Annotated in this window: 24 protein-coding genes and 1 pseudogene; 8 read left to right on the forward strand and 17 right to left on the reverse strand. The window is 69.5% G+C overall.

Annotated elements, in window-relative coordinates; translation table 11 throughout:
- Window positions 1–39: 39 nt before the first annotated feature.
- A complete protein-coding gene (locus ACFWMR_RS32490; protein WP_378381134.1) occupies window positions 40–1,287 on the reverse strand; it encodes an FAD-dependent oxidoreductase in 1,248 nt (415 codons plus the stop codon).
- 57 nt (window positions 1,288–1,344) lie between these two features.
- Here ACFWMR_RS32490 and ACFWMR_RS32495 point away from each other — a divergent pair, with 57 nt between their 5' ends.
- Complete coding sequence (locus tag ACFWMR_RS32495; RefSeq protein ID WP_378381135.1) at window positions 1,345–2,379, forward strand: nucleoside hydrolase; 1,035 nt, start codon at window positions 1,345–1,347, stop codon at window positions 2,377–2,379.
- Here the strand turns inward: ACFWMR_RS32495 and ACFWMR_RS32500 are convergent.
- A complete protein-coding gene (locus tag ACFWMR_RS32500) occupies window positions 2,376–2,942 on the reverse strand; it encodes a TetR/AcrR family transcriptional regulator (RefSeq protein WP_378277486.1) in 567 nt (188 codons plus the stop codon). The genes ACFWMR_RS32495 and ACFWMR_RS32500 overlap by 4 nt on opposite strands.
- 101 nt (window positions 2,943–3,043) lie before the next feature.
- On the opposite strand from ACFWMR_RS32500, the gene ACFWMR_RS32505 reads away from it, so the two are divergent.
- Window positions 3,044–4,063, forward strand: a complete 1,020-nt coding sequence (locus ACFWMR_RS32505; protein ID WP_378381151.1) for an aldo/keto reductase — start codon at window positions 3,044–3,046, stop codon at window positions 4,061–4,063.
- Window positions 4,064–4,066: 3 nt separating this feature from the next.
- Here the strand turns inward: ACFWMR_RS32505 and ACFWMR_RS32510 are convergent, their stop codons facing one another.
- The 10 genes from ACFWMR_RS32510 to ACFWMR_RS32555 form a co-directional block, all read right to left on the reverse strand.
- On the reverse strand, window positions 4,067–4,936 hold the full coding sequence (locus tag ACFWMR_RS32510) for an AAA family ATPase (RefSeq protein ID WP_378381136.1): 870 nt from the start codon (window positions 4,934–4,936) through the stop codon (window positions 4,067–4,069).
- 188 nt (window positions 4,937–5,124) lie between these two features.
- Window positions 5,125–5,694 (reverse strand): nucleotidyltransferase family protein, encoded by a 570-nt coding sequence (locus tag ACFWMR_RS32515; RefSeq protein WP_378381137.1) that lies wholly within the window; start codon window positions 5,692–5,694, stop codon window positions 5,125–5,127.
- Window positions 5,687–6,508 (reverse strand): IclR family transcriptional regulator domain-containing protein, encoded by an 822-nt coding sequence (locus tag ACFWMR_RS32520; RefSeq protein WP_378277489.1) that lies wholly within the window; start codon window positions 6,506–6,508, stop codon window positions 5,687–5,689. Before ACFWMR_RS32520 ends, ACFWMR_RS32515 begins: the two co-directional genes overlap by 8 nt.
- 9 nt (window positions 6,509–6,517) lie before the next feature.
- Window positions 6,518–6,922 carry a 4-carboxymuconolactone decarboxylase gene (gene pcaC, locus ACFWMR_RS32525; protein ID WP_093938196.1) on the reverse strand — a complete coding sequence of 135 codons (405 nt, stop codon included), beginning with the start codon at window positions 6,920–6,922 and terminating at the stop codon, window positions 6,518–6,520.
- The gene (gene pcaD, locus ACFWMR_RS32530) at window positions 6,919–7,716 is read right to left on the reverse strand and encodes a 3-oxoadipate enol-lactonase (RefSeq protein WP_378381138.1); all 798 of its coding nucleotides are present in this window, start codon (window positions 7,714–7,716) and stop codon (window positions 6,919–6,921) included. The genes pcaC and pcaD overlap by 4 nt, the downstream gene beginning before the upstream one ends.
- Window positions 7,709–8,257 carry a protocatechuate 3,4-dioxygenase subunit alpha gene (pcaG, locus tag ACFWMR_RS32535; RefSeq protein WP_378381139.1) on the reverse strand — a complete coding sequence of 183 codons (549 nt, stop codon included), beginning with the start codon at window positions 8,255–8,257 and terminating at the stop codon, window positions 7,709–7,711. The genes pcaD and pcaG overlap by 8 nt, the downstream gene beginning before the upstream one ends.
- A complete protein-coding gene (pcaH, locus tag ACFWMR_RS32540; protein ID WP_378277492.1) occupies window positions 8,257–8,991 on the reverse strand; it encodes a protocatechuate 3,4-dioxygenase subunit beta in 735 nt (244 codons plus the stop codon). Before pcaH ends, pcaG begins: the two co-directional genes overlap by 1 nt.
- Before the next feature lie 27 nt (window positions 8,992–9,018).
- The gene (locus ACFWMR_RS32545; RefSeq protein ID WP_093938192.1) at window positions 9,019–10,197 is read right to left on the reverse strand and encodes a thiolase family protein; all 1,179 of its coding nucleotides are present in this window, start codon (window positions 10,195–10,197) and stop codon (window positions 9,019–9,021) included.
- Complete coding sequence (locus ACFWMR_RS32550) at window positions 10,194–10,949, reverse strand: CoA-transferase subunit beta (RefSeq protein ID WP_093938191.1); 756 nt, start codon at window positions 10,947–10,949, stop codon at window positions 10,194–10,196. The genes ACFWMR_RS32545 and ACFWMR_RS32550 overlap by 4 nt, the downstream gene beginning before the upstream one ends.
- The gene (locus ACFWMR_RS32555; RefSeq protein ID WP_378277496.1) at window positions 10,946–11,755 is read right to left on the reverse strand and encodes a CoA transferase subunit A; all 810 of its coding nucleotides are present in this window, start codon (window positions 11,753–11,755) and stop codon (window positions 10,946–10,948) included. Before ACFWMR_RS32555 ends, ACFWMR_RS32550 begins: the two co-directional genes overlap by 4 nt.
- A gap of 830 nt (window positions 11,756–12,585) precedes the next feature.
- On the opposite strand from ACFWMR_RS32555, the gene ACFWMR_RS32560 reads away from it, so the two are divergent.
- Both ACFWMR_RS32560 and ACFWMR_RS32565 read left to right on the forward strand, forming a co-directional pair.
- Window positions 12,586–13,554: a 2-hydroxyacid dehydrogenase gene (locus ACFWMR_RS32560; protein WP_378381140.1), complete on the forward strand. Its 969-nt coding sequence runs from the start codon at window positions 12,586–12,588 to the stop codon at window positions 13,552–13,554.
- A complete protein-coding gene (locus tag ACFWMR_RS32565) occupies window positions 13,551–14,675 on the forward strand; it encodes a glycerate kinase (protein ID WP_378381141.1) in 1,125 nt (374 codons plus the stop codon). The genes ACFWMR_RS32560 and ACFWMR_RS32565 overlap by 4 nt, the downstream gene beginning before the upstream one ends.
- Before the next feature lie 18 nt (window positions 14,676–14,693).
- Here the strand turns inward: ACFWMR_RS32565 and ACFWMR_RS32570 are convergent, their stop codons facing one another.
- The gene (locus tag ACFWMR_RS32570) at window positions 14,694–15,005 is read right to left on the reverse strand and encodes a hypothetical protein (protein WP_005153325.1); all 312 of its coding nucleotides are present in this window, start codon (window positions 15,003–15,005) and stop codon (window positions 14,694–14,696) included.
- A gap of 96 nt (window positions 15,006–15,101) precedes the next feature.
- A pseudogene (locus ACFWMR_RS32575) lies at window positions 15,102–15,302 on the reverse strand (hypothetical protein); the annotation flags it as partial.
- Between the two features lie 170 nt (window positions 15,303–15,472).
- On the opposite strand from ACFWMR_RS32575, the gene ACFWMR_RS32580 reads away from it, so the two are divergent.
- From ACFWMR_RS32580 to shbA, 4 genes are all read left to right on the forward strand, one after another.
- Window positions 15,473–15,928, forward strand: coding sequence for a GtrA family protein (locus ACFWMR_RS32580; RefSeq protein WP_093938186.1), 456 nt, complete (start codon window positions 15,473–15,475; stop codon window positions 15,926–15,928).
- Between the two features lie 10 nt (window positions 15,929–15,938).
- A complete protein-coding gene (locus ACFWMR_RS32585) occupies window positions 15,939–16,289 on the forward strand; it encodes a YidH family protein (RefSeq protein WP_093938185.1) in 351 nt (116 codons plus the stop codon).
- A complete protein-coding gene (locus ACFWMR_RS32590) occupies window positions 16,286–16,588 on the forward strand; it encodes a DUF202 domain-containing protein (protein WP_378381142.1) in 303 nt (100 codons plus the stop codon). The genes ACFWMR_RS32585 and ACFWMR_RS32590 overlap by 4 nt, the downstream gene beginning before the upstream one ends.
- A 250-nt stretch (window positions 16,589–16,838) precedes the next feature.
- Window positions 16,839–17,495 (forward strand): RNA polymerase sigma factor ShbA, encoded by a 657-nt coding sequence (gene shbA, locus ACFWMR_RS32595; protein WP_167406379.1) that lies wholly within the window; start codon window positions 16,839–16,841, stop codon window positions 17,493–17,495.
- Between the two features lie 186 nt (window positions 17,496–17,681).
- Here the strand turns inward: shbA and ACFWMR_RS32600 are convergent, their stop codons facing one another.
- The 3 genes from ACFWMR_RS32600 to ACFWMR_RS32610 are packed head-to-tail and all read right to left on the reverse strand — an operon-like array spanning window position 17,682 to window position 19,770.
- Window positions 17,682–18,506: an amidohydrolase family protein gene (locus ACFWMR_RS32600; protein ID WP_378381143.1), complete on the reverse strand. Its 825-nt coding sequence runs from the start codon at window positions 18,504–18,506 to the stop codon at window positions 17,682–17,684.
- Entirely contained in the window at window positions 18,503–19,471 is a 969-nt protein-coding gene (locus ACFWMR_RS32605; protein WP_378381144.1) for an aldo/keto reductase, read from the reverse strand. Before ACFWMR_RS32605 ends, ACFWMR_RS32600 begins: the two co-directional genes overlap by 4 nt.
- Window positions 19,468–19,770: an L-rhamnose mutarotase gene (locus ACFWMR_RS32610; RefSeq protein ID WP_378381145.1), complete on the reverse strand. Its 303-nt coding sequence runs from the start codon at window positions 19,768–19,770 to the stop codon at window positions 19,468–19,470. Before ACFWMR_RS32610 ends, ACFWMR_RS32605 begins: the two co-directional genes overlap by 4 nt.
- Between the last annotated feature and the right edge of the window lie 74 nt (window positions 19,771–19,844).

Genomic DNA, 19,844 nt, shown 5'->3' on the forward strand with positions numbered 1-19,844 from the left:
GCGTATGCAAGTACCGCATCCAGAGGACGAAACGCGAGGTCAGCGGCGGGCGAAGGCCGGGGTCTTCTCGCGCAGGGGGCCGATGCCGCCCAGGAAGGCCGCGACGGTGGTGAGCTGCGGAAAGCGGTCGGAGAGCCGGAGAGGCAGTGGGATGGTCCGCTCGTTCAGCGTGCCGTTCAGCGCGGGCTCGATGAGCATCTTGTGCTCTCCCAGCTGCTGCAGCTGGATCAGAGTGACGGCGAAATTCCTCTTTCGCTGCACACGGGCTAGGTCCCGCGCGGTCAGCGTGCCGCGCAGCAGCGGGGCGGCGAGGAAGCGCGCGGCCGCCACGGCGTCCTGGATCGCGACGTTGACGCCCATCCCGCCGGCGGGCGACATCGCGTGCGCGGCGTCGCCGATGCAGAGCACCCGCTCGGAGTACCAGTGCGGCAGCTTGGACATCCGGACCTTCAGCAGTTTGACGTCGTCCCACCCGCGGATCGCGGCGAGTTCGTCCTCTCCCCAGCCGAACAACCCGCCGATCCGTTCGCGGAACTTCTCGATGCCCTCGGCACGCAGCGCCTCGTCCTGCCCCTTCCTGATCAGGTACGACGTCTGGTAGTAGTCGCCGCGGTCCATCGTCATGCCGGCGAGGCCGTTCGCGAAACAGCCGAACACCTCGGCCGCCTCGCCCGTCTCTTCGAGTTTGGGCACGCGGACCCACCACACGTCCATCGGCACGTCGTATTCGCGCGGCACCAGCCCCGCTTCCGCGCGCACCAGGGAATCCCGGCCGTCGCAGCCGACCACGAGCGTCGCGGCCAATTCCCGTTCCACGCCATCGGAATCGCGGTAACGCACCCCACCGCCGTCGCGCAGGCCGGTCACCTCCGCCCCCATCTTCAGGGTGAACGTCGGTTCAACGGCCGCGGCTTCGGCGAGCAGGTTCAGGAAGTCCCACTGCGGGACCATCTCGATGCACTTGTGCGGTCCGGGGACCCGGCTGAAATCGGCGGCGACGATCGCCTTGCCGCCGAACACCATCCGCATCTTCTCCAGCCGTTTCGACGGCAGTTCCGCGAACCGGTCGCCGAGCCCGAGGTCGTCGAGCAGCATCAGCGTCGGCGGATGCACCGTGTCGCCGCGGAAATCGCGGAAGAAGTCCTTGTGTTTTTCGAGAACGGTGACCTCGACCCCCGCCCGCGCCAACAGGAGTCCGAGCACCATCCCCGCCGGACCGCCCCCCACCACACAACACTGTGTACGTTCCATATTCGAGTTGTAGCGCGCCCGATGGACCCGCGCCATCGATTCGGCGGGGAAGAGGACCTAGGTCCTGTCGTGAATTCTCGCTACGGTGACGCCATGTTCTCGTCCCGTGCCGCGCTGGCCGTCCTGCTCGCCTGTGTCGTCGGTGCCTCGGCCGCTCCCGCCGCCTCGGCGTCGCCCGCCTCTTCGCCGATTCCGGTCGTGTACGACGGCGACTCCGATTTCGCCGACATCGCGACGCTCGCGTATCTCTGCCAGGCGCACAAACAGCACCGCGTCGACCTGCGCGCGGTCACCGTCACCAACAACGGCGCCGGAACCCCGGGGCGCGCGCTGACCCATGTGCGGACAGCGCTCGGGAAATGCGGGCTCTCCGGCATTCCGGTCGCCGACGGTTCCGACACCGGCGTGAACCCGATGCCCGCCGATGGCCGCGCCTGGACCGAAAGCATCCTCAACGGCGCGCTCGGCGACGCGGGCGTACCGGATCGCCCGTCACCGGTCCGGGCCTCGGCGCTGCTCGCGGCGACGGTACTCGAGTCCGCCCGGCCGGTCGTCGTGATCGCGACCGGGCCGCTCACGAACGTCGCCAAGGCGATGGAGGTTCCCGGTGTGGCGCGACGGATCTCGCGGCTCGCGGTGATGGGCGGCGCGTTCGACGTCCCTGGCAACGTGTTCGGGCCCGGCGCGTCGAAGTTCGACGGCACCCAAGAGGTCAACATGTGGCTCGACCCCGCTTCGGCGGACAAGGTCTTCGCCGGGCTCCGCCGCGTCGACATCGTCCCGCTGGACGCCACGAACGACGTCCCCATCACACCGTCCTACGTGGAGCGTCTTGGCCGGGAAGGCCGGACTGCGGAAGCGAAACTGGTGCACGCGATCGTGACGCAGCCCGATCTCGCGCCGTACGTCCAGGACGGGTCGGCGTTCTGGTGGGACACGCTCGCGTCGTCCGAAGTGCTCGACGCCGTGAGCCCGGTGAAGCTGCGGCGGGCGAAGATCGACGTGCGCCAGGACGGTGCCGCGGCGGGCCGTACTTATGTGACACCGAAGGGAACTTCGCAGTACGTCGGCTACGACGCGGACCCTGTCGCGTGGGAGAACGGGTTCCTGAAGATGCTGAACGGCTAGGGTTTCAGGCCCGCGATGAGGACACCGACCATCTTGCGCGCGTTGTAGCGGGGATCGCTGTCGGCGCCGATGCAGAGGTTCCCGACGCCGCGCATGACTTCGATCGCCTCCAGGTCGGAGCGGATCTCGCCGGCCTTCGCCGCCGCGCCGAGCAACTGGGCGCACACCGGCAGGAGCGTGTCGAGGAAGTAGGTGTGCAGCGCCTCGAACCCGGCGTTGTCCGATTGCAGGACCGCGGCCAGGCCGTGTTTGGTGACCAGGAAGTCGACGAAGAGGTCGATCCAGCGCCGTAACGCCTCGTACGGGGAATCAGCCGACTCGAGCAGTTCCGGCCCGGCTCCGGCGCAGGCGTCGACCTGGTGCCGGTAAACGGCGATGACGAGGTCGGCCCTGGTCGGGAAGTGCCGGTAGATCGTGCCCATCCCGACACCCGCCTCGGCCGCGATGGCCCGGACAGGCGCCTCGACGCCCGAGGTGACGAAGACGGCGGCGGCCGCGTCGAGCAGGGTCTTCTCGTTGCGCCGGGCGTCCGCGCGCTTGCCCTTGGCGCCCTCTTCACTCATCACACCACTCCTCCATCGGCGAGGTTGCCAAACGGAACAGTGCTCCGTATTGTTAGCGGAGCAACGTTCCGCTTGCTCATCTTGCCATGGAGGACACCGTCATGCAGTACCGCACCTTGGGCAGGACCGGTGTGCAGGTCAGCACCCTCGCGCTCGGCGCGATGAACTTCGGCGCGATCGGGCGCACCACCCAGGACGAAGCCACCGCCATCGTCGACGCCGCGCTGGCCGGCGGGATCAACGTCATCGACACCGCCGACATGTACAGCGCCGGAGAGTCGGAGAAGATGGTCGGCAAGGCCATCGCGGGCCGCCGCGAGGACATCGTGCTGGCCACGAAGGCCGTCCTGCCGATGGGCGACGAGCGCAACCATCAAGGCGCGTCGCGCCGGTGGCTGGTGACCGAACTGGACAACAGCCTGCGCCGTCTCGGCGTCGACCACGTCGACCTCTACCAGGTTCACCGCTGGGACCCGAAGACGAGCGACGAGGAAACCCTCTCGGCGCTGACCGATCTCCAGCGCGCGGGAAAGATCCGCTACTTCGGTTCGTCGACCTTCCCCGCCTATCGGATCGTGCAGGCCCAGTGGGCCGCCCGCGAACACCACCTGAGCCGCTACGTCACCGAGCAGCCCGGCTACTCGATCCTGCAACGCGGTATCGAAACGCATGTGCTGCCCGTGACCGAGGAGTACGGGATGGGTGTGCTGGTGTGGAGCCCGCTGGCCTCCGGCTGGCTGTCCGGCGCTGTCCGGGAAGGCCGGGAGATCAGCACGAATCGTTCCGCCACCCTGCCACAGCGTTTCGACCTGACCCGGCCCGTCAACCGGGCCCGGCTCGAAGCCGTCGAGCGGCTGGCCAAGGTCGCCGACCAGGCGGGGCTGAGCCTGATCCAGCTCGCGCTGGGCTTCGTCGTCGCGCATCCGGGCGTGACGAGCGCGATCGTCGGCCCGCGCACGCCGGAGCACCTGGAGTCGCAGCTCGCCGCCGCGGACACGGTGCTCCCGCCGGACGTCCTGGACGCGATCGACGAGATCGTCGCGCCGGGGACCGACCTCGCCCCGGAGGAGAAGCACGACACCCCACCCGCACTGCTCGACCCTTCGCTGCGGCGCCGCTGAGACTCAGGCGAGCAGTTTGTCCAATTTGGCGCGGACCCTGTCGAGGTCCTCGCTGTACTTGAGCACCGAGCCAAGGGTTCGCGCACCGGCCGCGGCGTCCAATTCGGACATTCCCAGCGCGAGGAGCGCCTGAGCCCAGTCGAGGGATTCCGCCACCCCGGGCGGCTTCAGCAACTCCATCTCGCGAAGGCGGTGCACCGCCTTCGCGACCTGCTCCGCGAGTCTTTCACCCAGCTCCGGGATCTTGCGGCGCAGGATCTCGATCTCGCGGCCGAGGTCCGGGTGTTCGAGCCAGTGATAGAGGCAGCGGCGTTTCAGCGCGTCGTGCACTTCCCGCGTCCGGTTGGAGGTGAGCACCACGAGCGGCGGATGTTCGGCGCGCACCTCGCCGAACTCGGGGATGGTCACCGCGTTCTCGTCTAGGAGTTGCAGCAGGAAGGCTTCGAACTCGTCGTCGGCACGGTCGATCTCGTCGACCAGCAGCACGCACGGCGCGGTCTGCAATGCCTTCAGCAGCGGCCGGGAAAGCAGGAACCGTTCGGTGTAGAGGGACTGTTCGGCGGCCTCGACGTCGAGGCCGCCACCGGCCGCTTCGAGTGTCCGCAGATGCAGCAACTGGCGGGGGAAGTCCCATTCGTACAGTGCCTGCGCCGCGTCGATCCCTTCGTGACACTGGAGCCGGATGAGCGGCATGCCGAGCGCTTCGGCCAGTCCCAAGGCGAGCGAGGTCTTGCCGGTGCCCGGTTCGCCTTCGCAGAACAGCGGGCGGCCGAGCCGCAGCGCGAGGAATCCCGCCGTGGCGATGCCGTCGTCGGCGAGGTAGCCGACCGATTCGAGGGCTTCGGCCAGTTTCTCCGGCGATTCGACGGTCACTTCCCGATCGTAAGCCCCGGCAGGCCGGAGATCAGCCTGGAAGATACCGGGCCGAAGGCGTGGCTCGCGTGATCAGGCACCGCACTCACGTGATCAGAGCCGGAACTCGCGTGATTGAAGACGGAACTCGCGTGTTCGGAGACGGGACTCGCGTTCCGTGCCTGATCACGCGGGAAAGGTGCAGGAGATCAGCCTGGAAGATCCTCGGGGCGGTCCACGTCTCGTCCGGTGCCGAGGTCGCCGCAGGCGACGAGCCGCAGATCCGGGCGTCCCTTGAGCCAGTCCCGCGCGCCCTTGTCACCGGACGCGCCCGCCACGATCTCCGGCCACCAGCGACGGCCGAGTACGACCGGATGACCGGGGACTCCGTCGTAGGCGGCACGCGCGACGGTGTTCTCGTCGGCTCCGGCCGCGACCCGGCGCACCACTTCGGCGCCGACCCCGGGCAAGTCCACGAGATGCACGACGGCGGCTTCCGCGTCGGTCGCCTCCAAGGCCCTCAGTCCCGCGCGAAGTGACGCGCCCATGCCGGACTCCCAGCCTTCGGCCACGACAGCGATCCCGGGTTCGGGCAGGAGCGCGCGGACTTCTTCGGCCGCGGCGCCGAGCACCACCCGGACCGGCGCGCAGCCGGCGTCGGCGAGTACTCGCAGCGCGCGGATGGCGAACGGCTCACCGTCGAGGACGGCCAGCGCCTTCGGCCCGCCGAACCGGCGCCCGGCCCCGGCCGCGAGCAGCAGCCCGGCGACCTCAGCCATGTCCTGCTTTCGGGTGTCCTGCCTTGGTAGGCGGCGCCGAAGCCAGGTCGGCCTCGATGGCGCGCGCCGCCGCGAGCAGTGACGGCAGCAGTTCGTGCTCGACCGACTCGGGCGTCGTCCGGCTGGCGTGGGTGGAGAGGTTGACCGCGGCCACGACCTTGCCCCGCCGGTCCCGGATCGGCGCGGCGATCGAGCGGAGTCCCTCTTCGAGTTCCTGGTCGACCATCGCGTAACCCTGCCGATAGACCTTTTCCAGCTCGGCAATCAGGTCCTTTTGCCTGGTCAGCGTGCGCGCTGTCAGCTTTTCGAGCTTGGCCGCGTCGAAGTAGCCGTGCAGGTCTTCGCCCTCGAGGTCGGCCAGCAGCACGTGACCCATCGACGTCGCGTGGGCCGGGAAGCGGGTGCCGACGTTGATGCTGACGGTCATGATCCGCGAGACGGCCACGCGCGCGACGTAGACGATGTCCAGGCCTTCGAGCACGGAGACGGAGCTGGACTCGTGCACCTCGGCGGACAGCCGTTCGAGGTGCGGCTGGGCGACCTCCGGCAGCGACAGGCTCGACAGGTACGAGTAGCCGAGTTCGAGGACCCGGGCGGTGAGCGAGAAGTACTTGCCGTCCGTGCGCACGTATCCCAGGTCGACGAGGGTGAGCAGGAACCGGCGGGCGGCTGCCCTGGTCAGCCCGGTGGAGCGGGCGACGTCGCTCAGCGTGAGTTCCGACGCGTCCGCGTTGAACGCCTTGATCACGGCCAATCCGCGCTCCAGCGACTGGACATGGTGCGCTCCGCGCTCGGTCACCTCGCCTTCGTCCATAGGAGAACCCTAACCGCCCTCCTTTTCCTGAGCCGCGGGCTCACCGAGTTCGGCCAGTACCCGCTGGGCGACGGCGAACGCCGCGTTGGCGGCGGGCGCGCCCGTATAGACGGCGGTGTGCAGCAGGACCTCGGAGATCTCCTCCGCCGTGAGTCCATTGTGGACCGCCGCGCGGACGTGCATCGCGAGCTCGTCGTGGGCGTGCAGGGCGGTGAGCGTGGCCAGCGTGACGCAGCTGCGGGTCTTGCGGTCGAGACCGTCGCGCGACCAGACCGAACCCCAGGCGCCCCGAGTGATGTAGTCCTGGAACGGGCGGCTGAACTCGGTGGTACGGGCCACCGCCCGGTCGACGTGCGCGTCGCCGAGGACTTCCCGGCGCACCCGCATGCCGGTCTCGTAAAGGTCGTCGCTCATCGAGCCGCCTCCAGATGGTCGAGGATCAGCGCGGTGAACCGCTCCGGCTGTTCGAAACTCCCGAGGTGCGCGGCACCTTCGACGACCTCGAGCCGCGCGTCCGGGACGCCGCCCGCGATCACCTCGGCGTGCTCGACCGGGGTGGCCGGATCCTCGGCTCCGGCGATGACCAGGGTCCGCGCCGCGATCTTGGGCAGGTCGCCGACGAGGTCCATCTGCTCGATGGCCTGGCAGGACGCCGCGTACCCCTCGGCGGGGACGTTCGCGATCATCTCGCGCAGGTAGCCGGTCCGCTCGGGGTAGGCGGTGGCGTACCCGGCAGTCACCCAGCGGCCGACCCCGGCCTCGGCCACCGATCCGGTGCCGTTCTCGCGCACCGTCTTCGCCCTGTCCGCCCACATGCTGGGCGGCCCGAGTTTCGCGGACGTGCAGCACAGCACGAGGCTCTCGATCCGGTCCGGCGCGTTCACGCCGAGCCACATCGCGGTCATGCCGCCGAGCGAGAGCCCGACGACGTGGGCTCGTTCGACGCCGTGCTCGTCGAGCAAAGCGAGCAGATCCCCGCCGAGATCCGCGAGCGTGTACGGCCCGGGCGGCACCGGGGACGCGCCGTGCCCGCGGATGTCGTAGCGGATCACCCGGAAACCCTTCTCCACCAAGGGTTTCACCTGCGGATCCCACATGCGGTGATCGCTGCCGAGCGATCCGCTGAACACCACGACAGGGCCGTCCGCGGGCCCTTCCGCGACGCTGTGCACTTTTACAGCACTGTGCACCTTTACCTGCTCAGACATCGAAGAACACCGTCTCCCCCTCGCCCTGCAACCGGACGTCGAACCGATAGCCCTCGCCGGTCTTGGTGGCGATCAACGTGTCCCGGCGGCCCTCCGGAACCGCGGCCAGCACCGGATCCCGCGAGTTGTCGTTGTCCTCGAAGTAGATCCGGGTGACGACGCGATGCAGCAGGCCGCGGGCGAGCACCGAGACGTCGATGTGCGGCGCCTGCGTGCTGCCGGCCGGACCGGGCAGCGGGCCGGGCATGATCGTCCGGATCTCGTAGTTGCCGCCGGGGTCTGTCGGGCAGCGGCCGAAGCCCCGGAACCCGCTCGCGACCGCTCCGCGGGGGTCGTCGGGGTGGTCGAACCGGCCTTCGGCGTCGGCCTGCCAGGTCTCGATCATCGCGTCCGGGACCGGGTCGCCGGCGCCGTCGAAGACCCGGCCGTGGATCCGGATCGCGGCCGGTTCGTCCGCGGGGACGACGTCCGGCCCGTCCGGCCAGGGCAGGCCGATGGACAGGTACGGGCCGACGGTCTGGGAAGGCGTCGTCTCCGGCATCAGTGCTCGTCCTCCTCGTCTTCGAAGACCGAAGCCTCGCGGCCGCGCACGACGATGTCGAACTGGAAGGCCAGCGCCCACTCGGCTTCGGTGCGGTCCAGGTCGAACCGCGCGATCATCCGCTGCCGCGCCTTCTCGTCCGGGATGGAGTTGAAGATCGGGTCCTGCGAGAACAGCGGGTCTTCCGGGAAGTACATTTGGGTGACCAGCCGCTGCGTGAACGCGCTGCCGAAGACGGAGAAGTGGATGTGCGCCGGCCGCCAGGCGTTGTCGTGGTTCTTCCACGGGTACGCGCCCGGCTTGATGGTGGTGAAGGTGTAGCGCCCTTCGCCGTCGGTCAGCGTCCGGCCGGCCCCGTCGAAGTTGGGATCGATCGGCGACGGCCAGCGGTCCCCGGTGTGCCGGTAGCGGCCGCCCGCGTTCGCCTGCCAGACCTCCACGAGTGAATCCCGGATCGGCCGCCCGTCACCGTCGAGCAGCCGCCCGGTGACGATGATCCGCTGCCCCTGCGGCTCCCCCTCGTGCCCCTTCGTGAGGTCGTTGTCGAACTCGCCGATCCGTCCCGGCCCCAGCGCCGGACCGGTGACCTCGGTCAGCAGATGAGGGAGCACGACCAGCGGTTCCTTGGGGTGCCGCAGCGCCGTCGACCGGTAACCGGCGTAGTCGAGCGGCGGATGCGTGCCCTCCGGATCGCGCCGGTAGCGCGGGAGCCTCAGTTCTGCGGGTGCGGACATGGTGTTCCCTCCAGCGCGGTCAGTGGGTCACTGGGCTTCGATGACGACGGCCAGCCCCTGGCCGACGCCGATGCAGATGGCCGCCAGTCCCCATCGGCCGCCGGTGCGGCGCAGGTGGTGGGCCAGCGTGCCGAGGATCCGGCCGCCGGAAGCGCCCAGTGGATGCCCGATCGCGATCGCGCCGCCGTTCACGTTGACGATCCCCGGGTCGAGTTTCGCCCAGTCGCGCAGGCAGGCCAGCGACTGCGCGGCGAAGGCCTCGTTCAGCTCGACCGCCGCCAGGTCCTCCCAGCCGATCCCGGCCCGCTCCAGGGCGATCTCGGCCGCGCGGACCGGGCCGATGCCGAAGACGTCCGGGTCGACACCCGCCGCGCCCCGGCCGGCGATCCGGGCCAGCGGCGCCTTGCCGAGCCGTTTCCCGGCCGCCTCGTCGCCGAGCAGCAACGCGGACGCGCCGTCGTTCAGCGGTGACGCGTTCGCGGCCGTGACCGTCCCTTGTGGACGGAAGACGGGCTTGAGCTTCGCGAGCTTTTCCGGGCTGGAGTCCGGCCGGATGCCTTCGTCACGCGTGAGCTCGACGCCCTCGACGGGGACGACGTGGTCGTCGTAGAACCCTTCGTCCCAGGCGCGGGCGGCATTGACGTGGCTGCGGACGGCGAACGCGTCCTGCTCGTCGCGGCCGATTCCGTAGCGTTCGGCGAGCAGTTCGGTGGACTCACCCAGGGAGACCGTCCACTGCTCGGGCATCTTCGGGTTGACCATGCGCCAGCCCAGGGCGGTGGAGTGCAGGGTCTGGTTGCCCGCCGGGAAGGCCTTCTCCGGCTTCTGCATGACCAGCGGCGAGCGGCTCATCGACTCGACCCCGCCCGCGACGGCGAGCGAAGCGTCACCGACCTGCACCGACCGGCTCGCCTGCATCACGGCGTCGAGGCCGGAGCCGCAGAGCCGGTTGACGGTGGCACCGGGCACTGTCGTCGGCCAGCCCGCCAGCAGCGCCGCCATCCGCGCGACGTTGCGGTTGTCCTCGCCGGCGCCGTTGGCGTCGCCGAGCACGACCTCGTCCACGGTGGCCGGGTCGAGGTCGTTGCGCTCGGCCAGGGCCCGCAGCACGGTGGCGGCGAGGTCGTCGGGGCGGACCCCGGACAGCGCGCCGCCGTACTTGCCGAACGGGGTACGGATGGCGTCGAACAGGAAAACGTCGGTCATGCGCTCGCCCTTTTGAGGTCTCGGAGGATGCGGAGTTCTGCCTCGGTCGGCGCCGGGGTGGTTCCCAGGTCGCCTGCCACCTTCAGTTTCCACCCGGTCGCCTCGACGACCTGATCGACGTCGACCCCGGGGTGCACTTCGGTGAGCGTGAGCTCGGCGGTCTCGGGGTCGGGCCGCATCAGGCCGAGGTCGGTGACCACCAGCGTCGGCCCGGCGCCGGGCAGGCCGAGCCGCTCGCGGTCGCCCTTGCCGGTGCCGTGCCCGAACGATGTCACGAAGTCGACCTTCTCGACGAACGTGCGGGTGCTCTGCCGCAGCACCACGAACACCTCGCGGCAGGACGCGGCGATCTCCGGCGCGCCGCCCGCCCCGGGCAGGCGCACCTTCGGGCTGGCGTAATCCGGGCCGATGACGGTGGTGTTGATGTTGCCGAACTTGTCCAGCTGGGCGGCGCCGAGGAAGCCGACGTCGATCCGGCCCGGCTGGAGCCAGTAGTTGAAGACCTCGGGGACGCTGACCACGGCGTCCGCGGTGTCGGCGAGTTCGCCGTCGCCGATGGACAGCGGGAGCCTGGCCGGTTTGGCGCCGAGGCAGCCGGATTCGTAGATCAGCGTGAGGTTCGGCGCGTGCCCGCGGCGGGCCAGGTTTGCGGCCGTGCTCGGCAGGCCGATGCCCACGAAACAGGACATCCCGTCGCCGAGCGCGCGGGCCGCGGCGACGCTCATCATCTCGTCGGAGGTGTACTCGGTCATGCCTTCACTCCCGTCAGCTCGTCGAGCCAGCGGGTGAAGCTCTCCCTGTCCCGGCCGATCGCGTCCCATGCCTGGTAGGCGTCGTTGTCCCGTTCGTAGTACCCCGCCGCGTACGACGGCCGCGCGCCGCCGGGCACCTCGGCGACGGCGGTGACCGCCCACGTGGGCAGCACGATCGCTCCCGGCCGGGGCTCCAGCTCGTCCACGACCTCCTCGACGGTGACCAGCGACCGTTTCGCCGCCAGCACCGCCTCCTTCTGCACTCCGGTGATGCCCTGGATCTGGACGTTGCCGGACCTGTCGGCGCGCTGGGCGTGCACGATCGTCACGTCCGGGTTGAGGGCGGGGACGGCGGCGAGCCGCTCGCCGGTGAACGGGCAGGTGATGGGCTTGATCGTGTCCGTGTGCGCGGGAAGATCGGTACCGGTGTAGCCACGCAGGACGGCGAACGGGAGCCCCGAAGCACCGGCGACGTACCGATTCGCCATGCCCGCGTGACTGTGTTCCTCTATTTCCAAGGGCACCGGCCACGAATGCTGGACCGCGTCCCGGAAACGGTGCAGCGAGCCGACACCGGGATTACCGCCCCAGGAGAAGATCAGCTTGCTCGCGCAACCGGCGCCGATGAGCTGGTCGTAGACGATGTCCGGGGTCATACGGACCAGCGTCAGACCGGTGCGGCGCTGGCGGATGATCTCGTGGCCGGCCGCCACCGGGATGAGATGCGTGAAGCCCTCGAGCGCGACGGTGTCCCCGTCGCGCACCAATCGCGCCACGGCCTCCTTCAACGACAGCAGCTCCGCCATCCGCACTCCCGGCTTGTTCGTATCGCGCACACATGTTCTGCATATGAACATAGCACGGTTCGACCGGGCGGCGCACTCCTCTTCGGAGCGGTGATCGCAGCCGGATGTCATGAAAGGGGCTTTCAGGACGGAAACCGTCTTGAAAGCCCCTTTCATGACACGCGACCCGCCCCGAAAGGACCGAAGGGATCGACCGACCCCGCCGCCGAGCGGGAACCACTCGACGGCCTTGAAGTCCCGCTCTCGACCCGCTCGGACGTAGCGCCCGCTCAGACACGGCGGTAAGCCCCTGCTTGTGCCCGGGATCCGGACCCCGGCTGTAGCCGAGCCTGTCGTACACCGTCATTCCGGCCCGACACTCCTCGCCAACCGGAACGTTCACGTCTTCGACGATGCGGGTGACCACGGCGACCGGACCGCCGACGACCAGGCAGTCGACCCCGCCCCGGAAGTAAGCGGAGAAACCTCCGCCCGCACAGTTCACCTGGAACGTGCCCCGCTCTCCGGAAAGAGACCTTGCGCGCTGAAGGCGAACCGGACGCCCTTGCGCGGCATCTCGGCGCTGCCGACGAGGCTCGGCTCAATCGGCTTCCGCCCACCGACGCCGGACCGGTCGCGACAAGTGTCACGACGAGGACAACGGCGGCGCCGACGGTCGCGAACCCGCGTGATCGCTTCATTTCCACCCCTCGGATCCCCTGCTCGTGGAAATCCTCCGCGCCCAGGGGGCGTTCCAGGCCCCCGCAGCGACTCCCCCGCGCAGGGGAAGCACCTCCCTCATGACGGGGATTCTCACGTTTGGGATACCAATCGCCGCACACTAGGCTGACATGGTGACCTCGACGATCGCGGTGACCCGGTGGATCCCCGACGAAGCGCTGAAAGTGCTCGCCGAAGCCGGGGAGGTGAAACTGTCGCGCGCCGACCGGCCGCTGACACCGGACGAGCTGCGCGAGTTCGTCCGCGGCGCGTCGGCGATCGTCGGCATGCTGCACGACCGGATCGACGGTTCGGTCGCCGACGCGGCGGGCCCCGGCCTGAAGATCGTCGCGAACGTGGCCGTCGGCTACGACAACGTCGACGTCCCCGCCTTGGCCGGACGCGGGATCACCGTCACCAACACCCCGGGTGTGCTCACCGACGCCACCGCGGATCTGACGTTCGGGCTGATCATCGCGGTCACGCGACGGCTCGGCGAGGGCGAACGGCTGATCCGCTCGCGCACCCCGTGGTCGTTCCACCTGGGTTTCCTGCTGGGCTCGTCGCTGCGGGACAAGACACTCGGGATCGTCGGGCTCGGCAAGATCGGGCAGGCGGTCGCGCGGCGGGCGCTCGCTTTCGGCATGCGGATCGTCTACTCGGGACGATCGCGGGCCGCCGAAGACGTCGAGAAGGCCTTGGGCGCGAAGTACGTGCCCTTCGAAGAACTGCTGGCGGTTTCCGACGTCGTTTCCCTGCACTGCCCGCTGACCCCGGAGACCAGGCACCTCATCGACGCGGACGCGCTGAGGTCGATGAACCCGGGCGCGTACCTGATCAACACCACCCGCGGTCCCGTCGTCCACGAGGCGGCGCTGGCGGACGCACTCGAAGCCGGGGAGATCGCCGGGGCCGCCCTCGACGTCTTCGAGGCCGAACCCGAGGTCGAGCCACGCCTTCTGGATCGCGAAAACGTCGTCTTGACGCCGCATCTCGGATCGGCGACGGCCGAAACCCGTACTGCCATGGCCGTGCTCGCGGCCGAGAACGTCGCGTCGGTGCTCACCGGCGGAAACCCGCTGACGGAGGTTCGTCCATGACTCGTGTGGTCATCGCGCCCGACAAGTTCAAGGGAAGCTTGACCGCGGTCGAGGCCGCGGAGGCGATCGCCCACGGCGTCCGCGACGCGCTTCCCCAGGCCGAGGTCTCATCCTGCCCGGTCGCCGACGGCGGCGAAGGGACCCTCGACGTCCTTGTCGCCGCGGGCGGGCGACTCGTGGAACTCCCCGTCCGCGGTCCGCTCGACGACTCCGTCGACGCGAGCTACGTGATGCTGGACGGAACGGCCTACATCGAATCGGCCCGCGCGTGCGGGATCGAGTTCGTCGAACCGAGCCCGGACGTGGCGCTCGCCGCGCATACCTGGGGCGTCGGCGAACTCCTCGCGCACGCGCTCGACAACGGCGCGCGACGGCTGGTGCTGACCGTCGGCGGGACCGCGAGCACGGACGGCGGCGCCGGGATGCTGGCGGCGCTGGGCGCCGGGGTGTTCGACGCGTTCGGCGCGCCCGTCGGACTCGGCGGCGGCACCCTCGGCCGCGTCGCTTCGGCCGAACTCGGCCCGGTACGCGAACGGCTCGGCTCCGTCGAGGTCGCCGTCGCCACCGACGTGACGAACCCGCTGCTCGGATCCCGCGGCGCGGCCGCGATCTTCGGCCCGCAGAAGGGGGCGGGCCCGCGTGAGGTCGAGCAGCTGGACGAATCCCTGTCCCGCTGGGCGCAGGCGTTGCGCAACGCCGGGACCCCCGACGTCTCCGATCTTCCCGGAGCGGGGGCGGGCGGCGGGGTCGCGGCAGGCGCGATCGCCGGGCTCGGCGCGACGGTCGAATCCGGTTTCCAGCTCATCGCCGGGCTCACCGGCGTCGCGGGCGCGATCGAACGCGCCGACCTCGTCATCACCGGCGAGGGGTCACTGGACGAGCAGAGCCTGGACGGCAAGGCTCCGGCGGGCATCGCGGCCCGTGCGCGGGAACACGCCGTTCCACTGATGGTGCTGGCCGGACGGATCCAGCTGGACGAGAGCCAGCTCGCCGGCCTCGGGGTCGTGGGCAGCGCCGCCCTCATCGACCACGCGCCTTCGCTCGACCACGCGCGTGCGCACGCGGCGAAGCTCTTGCGCGAACGGGCCGGCGAGCTGGTCCGTGCCTGGGCCCGGACTTAAAGCCTGAACCCGCCGGGCTCAGCTGCCAGGCTGGGGCTGAGCCTGCGGGAGTACGGCGAAGGCGACTTCACCGGTCTCGTCCTGCTGGACGTCGAGCACCTTGTCGTCGAGCAACGCGGCCGCTTCGGGCTCCAGGAACACCTTCGGGCCGCCGTCGGCGCCGAGTACCTTGTCGCCGCTTTCCGGTTCAGGGGCGACGGAAACCGCGAGCTGAGGACTGTCCCCCTGCTGGGAATGCATCGCGAACCGCAGCCCGCCTCCGTCCTGCCCGTTCTCCTGCCCGGTCAGTGCGGTGATCGCCTCGGCGGCGGCTTCGGTGACTGTAAGCATCTCTGCCCTTCCTTCGTCGCGGTCTTGCACTTGACCGACCACGCTAGGGGGTCCCGGCATGGCCCGCCGTCTGAGTGAAGATCATTTCTCGCCGACGTCCGGCTCCTCTTCGGCCAGGCGCATCGCGTGCGACTCACCCTCGCGGATCTCCGCAGGTGTGGTCCCGAACCGATCGGCCCCGCTCCAGTGCTCGGGCGGCTCGACGCCTTCTTCGAGCGGGTCTACGCGGAGTTCGTCCTCGTCGAGCGCTTCGCTGGGATTCAACGTTTCCGGCTCAGCCGCTTCACGGTCGCTCATCGGCCGCTCCCTCCTCGTCGGACACCGGCCGGGTCGTGCTGTACTCGACCCGGTCTCCCTGGCGTACCCGACGTCTTCGCAGGCCAAACGGCGGCGCTGTCGCCGGGATCACACTTTCTCAGCCAGTTCATTAGCTTCACAAGTTTGTGAAACGGGGTAGCGTCGTCGGTATGACCACCACCAGGTGGGCGCCAGGGCACCGGATCATCCGGCGCGCGCCGGAACGGCACCACGAACTCGGCCACCATGCCGCTTGGTACATCGTCGCCGGTGTCGCGGCCACCGGCCTGCAAGCCGTGCTGTTCCTCGTCCTTCAGCCGGTCCTCGGCCCCCAGCCCGCCAATCTGGTCGCGCTCGCGGTCACGACCGTCGGGAACACCGAGTTCCACCGCCGGGTCACCTTCGCCACCCGGAAGAGTCATGCGGGCAAGCGGCACTTCCAGGACCTGGTCACCTTCGCCTTCTACGCCGCGTACGGGTCGATCGTGCTCGCGTCACTCGACGCGGTGATCACCGAGCCGACCGCGCTGGAGCAGACCGGCGCCCTGCTCGCGGCGAGCGTCGTAGGCGGCATCGCGCGCTTCGCGGTCCTTCGCTGGTGGGTCTTCGCGCGCCGCAAGGCTTAGTGTTCGTGACGTGGCAGAGATCAACGGACCGCACGACGGCGGTTCGGAACCCGATTACCGATTCACGCTCGCCAACGAACGGACCTTCCTCGCCTGGCTGCGGACGGCACTGGGCCTGCTCGCCGGCGGCGTCGCCGTCCATCAGCTGGTGCCCGACCCGAACGCGCTGAGCACCGTCCTCGCCGGGCTGTGCGTCGTGCTGGCCGCCGTCCTCGCGGCGAGCGCGTATCCGCGCTGGCGGCAGGTGCAGACGGCGATGCGCGCGGGACGGCCGCTGCCGAAGAGCGGGATGCTGATCCTGCTGACCGCCGGGATCCTCGCCATCACCCTGACGGCCGCCGCCCTGGTGGTCTTTTCGTGAGTTCGGGTGATCACGGAGCGCAAGCGGAACGAACCGGACTGGCCTGGCGCCGCACCGCGCTCGCGGCTACTGCCTGCACACTCCTGCTCTTGCACACGGCCGCCCGGCGAGGCTGGGGGACGACGGTCGTCCCGGTCGTGTTCGCGGGCGCCATGGTGATCACCTTCGTCGCCATCGGCTCGATCCGTGAACGAGCACTGCGCAGGGCCGAAACCCCGAAACCACTTAACCCGATCCTTGCTGTCACAACGGCGGCACTCGTCGTAGCGACCGCGGTGGCCTTGGTCGCGGTGCGCTAAGCGGCGCGCACGTGCTGCGACCCCGAGGGCCTTTTTCGCGACGCAGAGTCTCGGTTGTGTTAAGCCGACTCCGTCTAATGGGCTATCTCTAGTTGAAATCTTTACTGCCGTCCGATCGACGCCTACGATTACGCTGCGTCGCAACGGCGGCAGGTAGAGCTGATCTTCTGGAGCACCTGCCGCCTTCAATCGTTACGGAGTGTTGGCCCCTCGACAACGAACGTCGCAGGGTCGGCCGGGGAGGACGACCATGCAAGCAACCACCAGCGCGTCCAGAACCGTCACCCCCGATGCGGTCCCCGGATACACGACTCCGGAGAACCTGCCTCGACCGGGCGGACGGCTGACCAAGGAGGATCTCGACCCCCTCGTCAAGGACGCGGGCGACGGGAATCCCGCCGCGATCCAGTCCCTGCTGCGGATGATCGGCCCCGTCGTGGTCCGGTACTGCCGCGCCAGAATGGGTGGCCGCGACCTGTCCTACCTGTCGGCGGACGACGTCGCGCAGGAGGTGTGCATGGCGGTGCTGAAGGCACTGCCCGGCTATCAGGATCGCGGCGGCTCGTTCCTCTATCTCGTGCACGCCATCGCCGCCAACAAGGTCGCCGACGCCTACCGCGCGGTCTCCCGTGACCGGTCGGAACCGGTACCGGAACTGCCGGAACGGCCCATCGGCGACAACGAACCCGAAACCCACGCCCTGCACCTGGACCTCGGCGCCCGGCTCAACCGCCTGCTCTCCACCCTTCCGCGGGTGCAGCAGGAGATCCTCGCCCTCCGCATCGCCGTCGGCCTTTCGGCCGCCGAGACCGCCGAGGCCCTCGGGATCTCCGCCGGCAACGTGCGTGTGACGCAGCACCGCGCACTGGCCCGTCTGCGGACGATGGTCAAGCAGGACGAATTCTGATCTTTGCTCCCCCTGCCGCAGGTCGTTGATCGGCGGCTCTCAGGCGCCCGGACCCCGCGCCGCCCACTTTCTTCCTCGAACCGGCTTCCGGCCGGTTCTTTGTCATACTTCCGCATGCCGGCTTCGCGTGATCGAAAGCGGAACTCGCGTGATCGAGGCCGGATCTCGCGTGTTTGAAGGCGGAACTCACGAAAGCCGGTAGGCGCGCCGCGCGGTGCCGTCGAAGAACTCCAGCCGCTCGGCGTCGCTCAACGAGCCCGTCAGCGAGAACGCCGTGTCCACGACGACCTCGTACGCGGCCGCGAGTTCGCAGACCGGCCAGTCGGAGCCGAACATCAGCCTCGAAGCCCCGAAGGACTCCAGCACGTGCTCCGCCCAGCGCGCCAACTGCCCGACCTTCCACCGCGCCCAGTCCGCTTCGGTCACCAAGCCTGAAAGCTTGCAGTACACGTTGTCCAGCTCGCCCAACGCCGCGACACCGTCCGCCCACGGCTGCCACTGGCCCGAGGAGATGGGCGGCTTCGCGGCGTGGTCGAGTACGAAAACCTGATCCGGCAACGCTTTCGCGGCGGTGAGGGCCGCGGGGAGCTGAGGCGGCTTCACCAGCAGGTCGTAGGCCAGCCCGGCCTCGCCGAGCGCGGCGAGACCGCGCAGGACGTCCGGCCGCGTCAGCCACGAGGGGTCGGGCTCGTTCTCCACCTGATGCCGGATTCCCACCAGCGGACCGGAAAACGCGGCCACCCGCTCGGCGACGTCCGGGGCGGTGAGGTCGGTCCAGCCGACGACGCCGGCGATCAGTGGCTCGGCGACGGCGGCGGAGAGGAATTCGCGCGTCTCCTCCTCCGACGAGACCGTCTGCACCAGCACGGTCCCCTTCACCCCGGCCGCTTCGGTCACCGCGCGGAGATCGTCCACTGTGTACGGACGGCGGATCGGGTCCAGCGCCGTGCCCGTCATCCACGGGTAGTCCCGCCGTGAGGGATCCCAAAGATGGTGGTGCGCGTCGATCACGGCCGGTCCTCTCGCAGCACGGTGTCCTCACGCAACAGTCCCGCACGGATCAGGTCCGTCCACAACTCGCGCGGCACCGGACGGCGGAACCGTTCGGCGTTGAGCCGGACCTGGCCGGGATCGTGCGCTCCGACGACGACGGACACCACCGCCGGATGCGCGGCGGGCAGCCCCAGCGCGGCCTGCGGGAGTTCGACACCGTGCCGCTCGCAGACCTCGGCGATCCGCCGCGCCCGCTCGACCAGTTCGGCGGGCGCCTCGGCGTAGTCGTACATCGTGCCCGGCGACGAGGTGGCGAGGATCCCGGCGTTGAACGCGCCCCCGGCCACCACGTCCACGCCGCGTTCCGCGCACAGCGGGAGAAGATCGTCGAGCGCGGGCTGGTTCAGCAAGGTGTACCGGCCGGCCAGCAGGATCACGTCGAGATCGAACCGGCGGACGAACTCCGTGAGCATCGGCGCCTGGTTCATCCCGGCCCCGATGGCGTCGACGACGCCCTGCTCCCGCAGTTCGAGCAGCGCGGGGAACGCGCCGTCGACGGTGTCCTCGAAATGCTCGTCCGGGTCGTGCACGTAGACGACGTCCACGCGGTCGAGCCCGAGGCGTTCCAGACTGTCCTCAAGCGACCGGAGGATCCCGTCGCGGCTGAAGTCCCAGCGTCTCTTGTACGCCGCCGGCACGACGAAACCCTGCGAATCCGTGCGCGAAGCGCCACCGGGATCGGGCTCCAGCACGCGGCCGACCTTGGTCGAGACCACGAAATCCGCGCGGGGATACGACGAAAGCGCCGCGCCCAGCCGTCGTTCCGAAAGCCCGAGACCGTAGTGCGGGGCCGTGTCGAAGTAGCGGATCCCTTCGTCCCACGCCTGCCGGACGGTCGCTTCGGCCGTCTCGTCGGTGATGGCGTGGTACAGGTTGCCCAGCTGCGCGCAGCCGAGCCCCAGTGGGGACAAGGAGATCTTCACGGAAGCTCCCAAACCAGGCCGAGGCCCGAATCGCCGCCCGAGTAGTCGTCTTCGACGTCGAGCAGTTCCGACATCCGTGCCTGCCACGGGATGTTGGCCGGATGGTCGCGCAGGACCGCGCGCATCTTCGCGTAGTCCTCCACTTCGACGACGTGGAACAGGTCGAGCCCGTCCCGCCAGATCCGCCACGAACGCACGCCCGCGCCACGCAGGGCTTCGTCCAGGTCAGCCGGGATCACGGCGTGGACCGACTCGTATTCGGCCTCCTTGCCCGGCTTCAGCCGGGTGTGGAGTGCCACTCTTTGTAGTGCGACACCGTGGGTCACCGCGCCTCCTCAACTCGAAACATGGCACTCTGTCAACTGACACTCAA

It is taken from the genome of Amycolatopsis thailandensis, assembly GCF_042723255.1.
GTDB lineage: Bacteria > Actinomycetota > Actinomycetes > Mycobacteriales > Pseudonocardiaceae > Amycolatopsis > Amycolatopsis thailandensis.

Bases quoted from the DNA above. Each gene is read 5' to 3' on its own strand.
- ACFWMR_RS32490 (WP_378381134.1), bottom strand. From the start codon at position 1,287: ATGGCGCGGGTCCATCGGGCGCGCTACAACTCGAATATGGAACGTACA.
- ACFWMR_RS32495 (WP_378381135.1), top strand. From the start codon at position 1,345: ATGTTCTCGTCCCGTGCCGCGCTGGCCGTCCTGCTCGCCTGTGTCGTC.
- ACFWMR_RS32500 (WP_378277486.1), bottom strand. From the start codon at position 2,942: ATGAGTGAAGAGGGCGCCAAGGGCAAGCGCGCGGACGCCCGGCGCAAC.
- ACFWMR_RS32505 (WP_378381151.1), top strand. From the start codon at position 3,044: ATGCAGTACCGCACCTTGGGCAGGACCGGTGTGCAGGTCAGCACCCTC.
- ACFWMR_RS32515 (WP_378381137.1), bottom strand. From the start codon at position 5,694: ATGGCTGAGGTCGCCGGGCTGCTGCTCGCGGCCGGGGCCGGGCGCCGG.
- ACFWMR_RS32520 (WP_378277489.1), bottom strand. From the start codon at position 6,508: ATGGACGAAGGCGAGGTGACCGAGCGCGGAGCGCACCATGTCCAGTCG.
- pcaC (WP_093938196.1), bottom strand. From the start codon at position 6,922: ATGAGCGACGACCTTTACGAGACCGGCATGCGGGTGCGCCGGGAAGTC.
- pcaD (WP_378381138.1), bottom strand. From the start codon at position 7,716: ATGTCTGAGCAGGTAAAGGTGCACAGTGCTGTAAAAGTGCACAGCGTC.
- pcaG (WP_378381139.1), bottom strand. From the start codon at position 8,257: ATGCCGGAGACGACGCCTTCCCAGACCGTCGGCCCGTACCTGTCCATC.
- pcaH (WP_378277492.1), bottom strand. From the start codon at position 8,991: ATGTCCGCACCCGCAGAACTGAGGCTCCCGCGCTACCGGCGCGATCCG.
- ACFWMR_RS32545 (WP_093938192.1), bottom strand. From the start codon at position 10,197: ATGACCGACGTTTTCCTGTTCGACGCCATCCGTACCCCGTTCGGCAAG.
- ACFWMR_RS32550 (WP_093938191.1), bottom strand. From the start codon at position 10,949: ATGACCGAGTACACCTCCGACGAGATGATGAGCGTCGCCGCGGCCCGC.
- ACFWMR_RS32555 (WP_378277496.1), bottom strand. From the start codon at position 11,755: ATGGCGGAGCTGCTGTCGTTGAAGGAGGCCGTGGCGCGATTGGTGCGC.
- ACFWMR_RS32560 (WP_378381140.1), top strand. From the start codon at position 12,586: ATGGTGACCTCGACGATCGCGGTGACCCGGTGGATCCCCGACGAAGCG.
- ACFWMR_RS32565 (WP_378381141.1), top strand. From the start codon at position 13,551: ATGACTCGTGTGGTCATCGCGCCCGACAAGTTCAAGGGAAGCTTGACC.
- ACFWMR_RS32570 (WP_005153325.1), bottom strand. From the start codon at position 15,005: ATGCTTACAGTCACCGAAGCCGCCGCCGAGGCGATCACCGCACTGACC.
- ACFWMR_RS32580 (WP_093938186.1), top strand. From the start codon at position 15,473: ATGACCACCACCAGGTGGGCGCCAGGGCACCGGATCATCCGGCGCGCG.
- shbA (WP_167406379.1), top strand. From the start codon at position 16,839: ATGCAAGCAACCACCAGCGCGTCCAGAACCGTCACCCCCGATGCGGTC.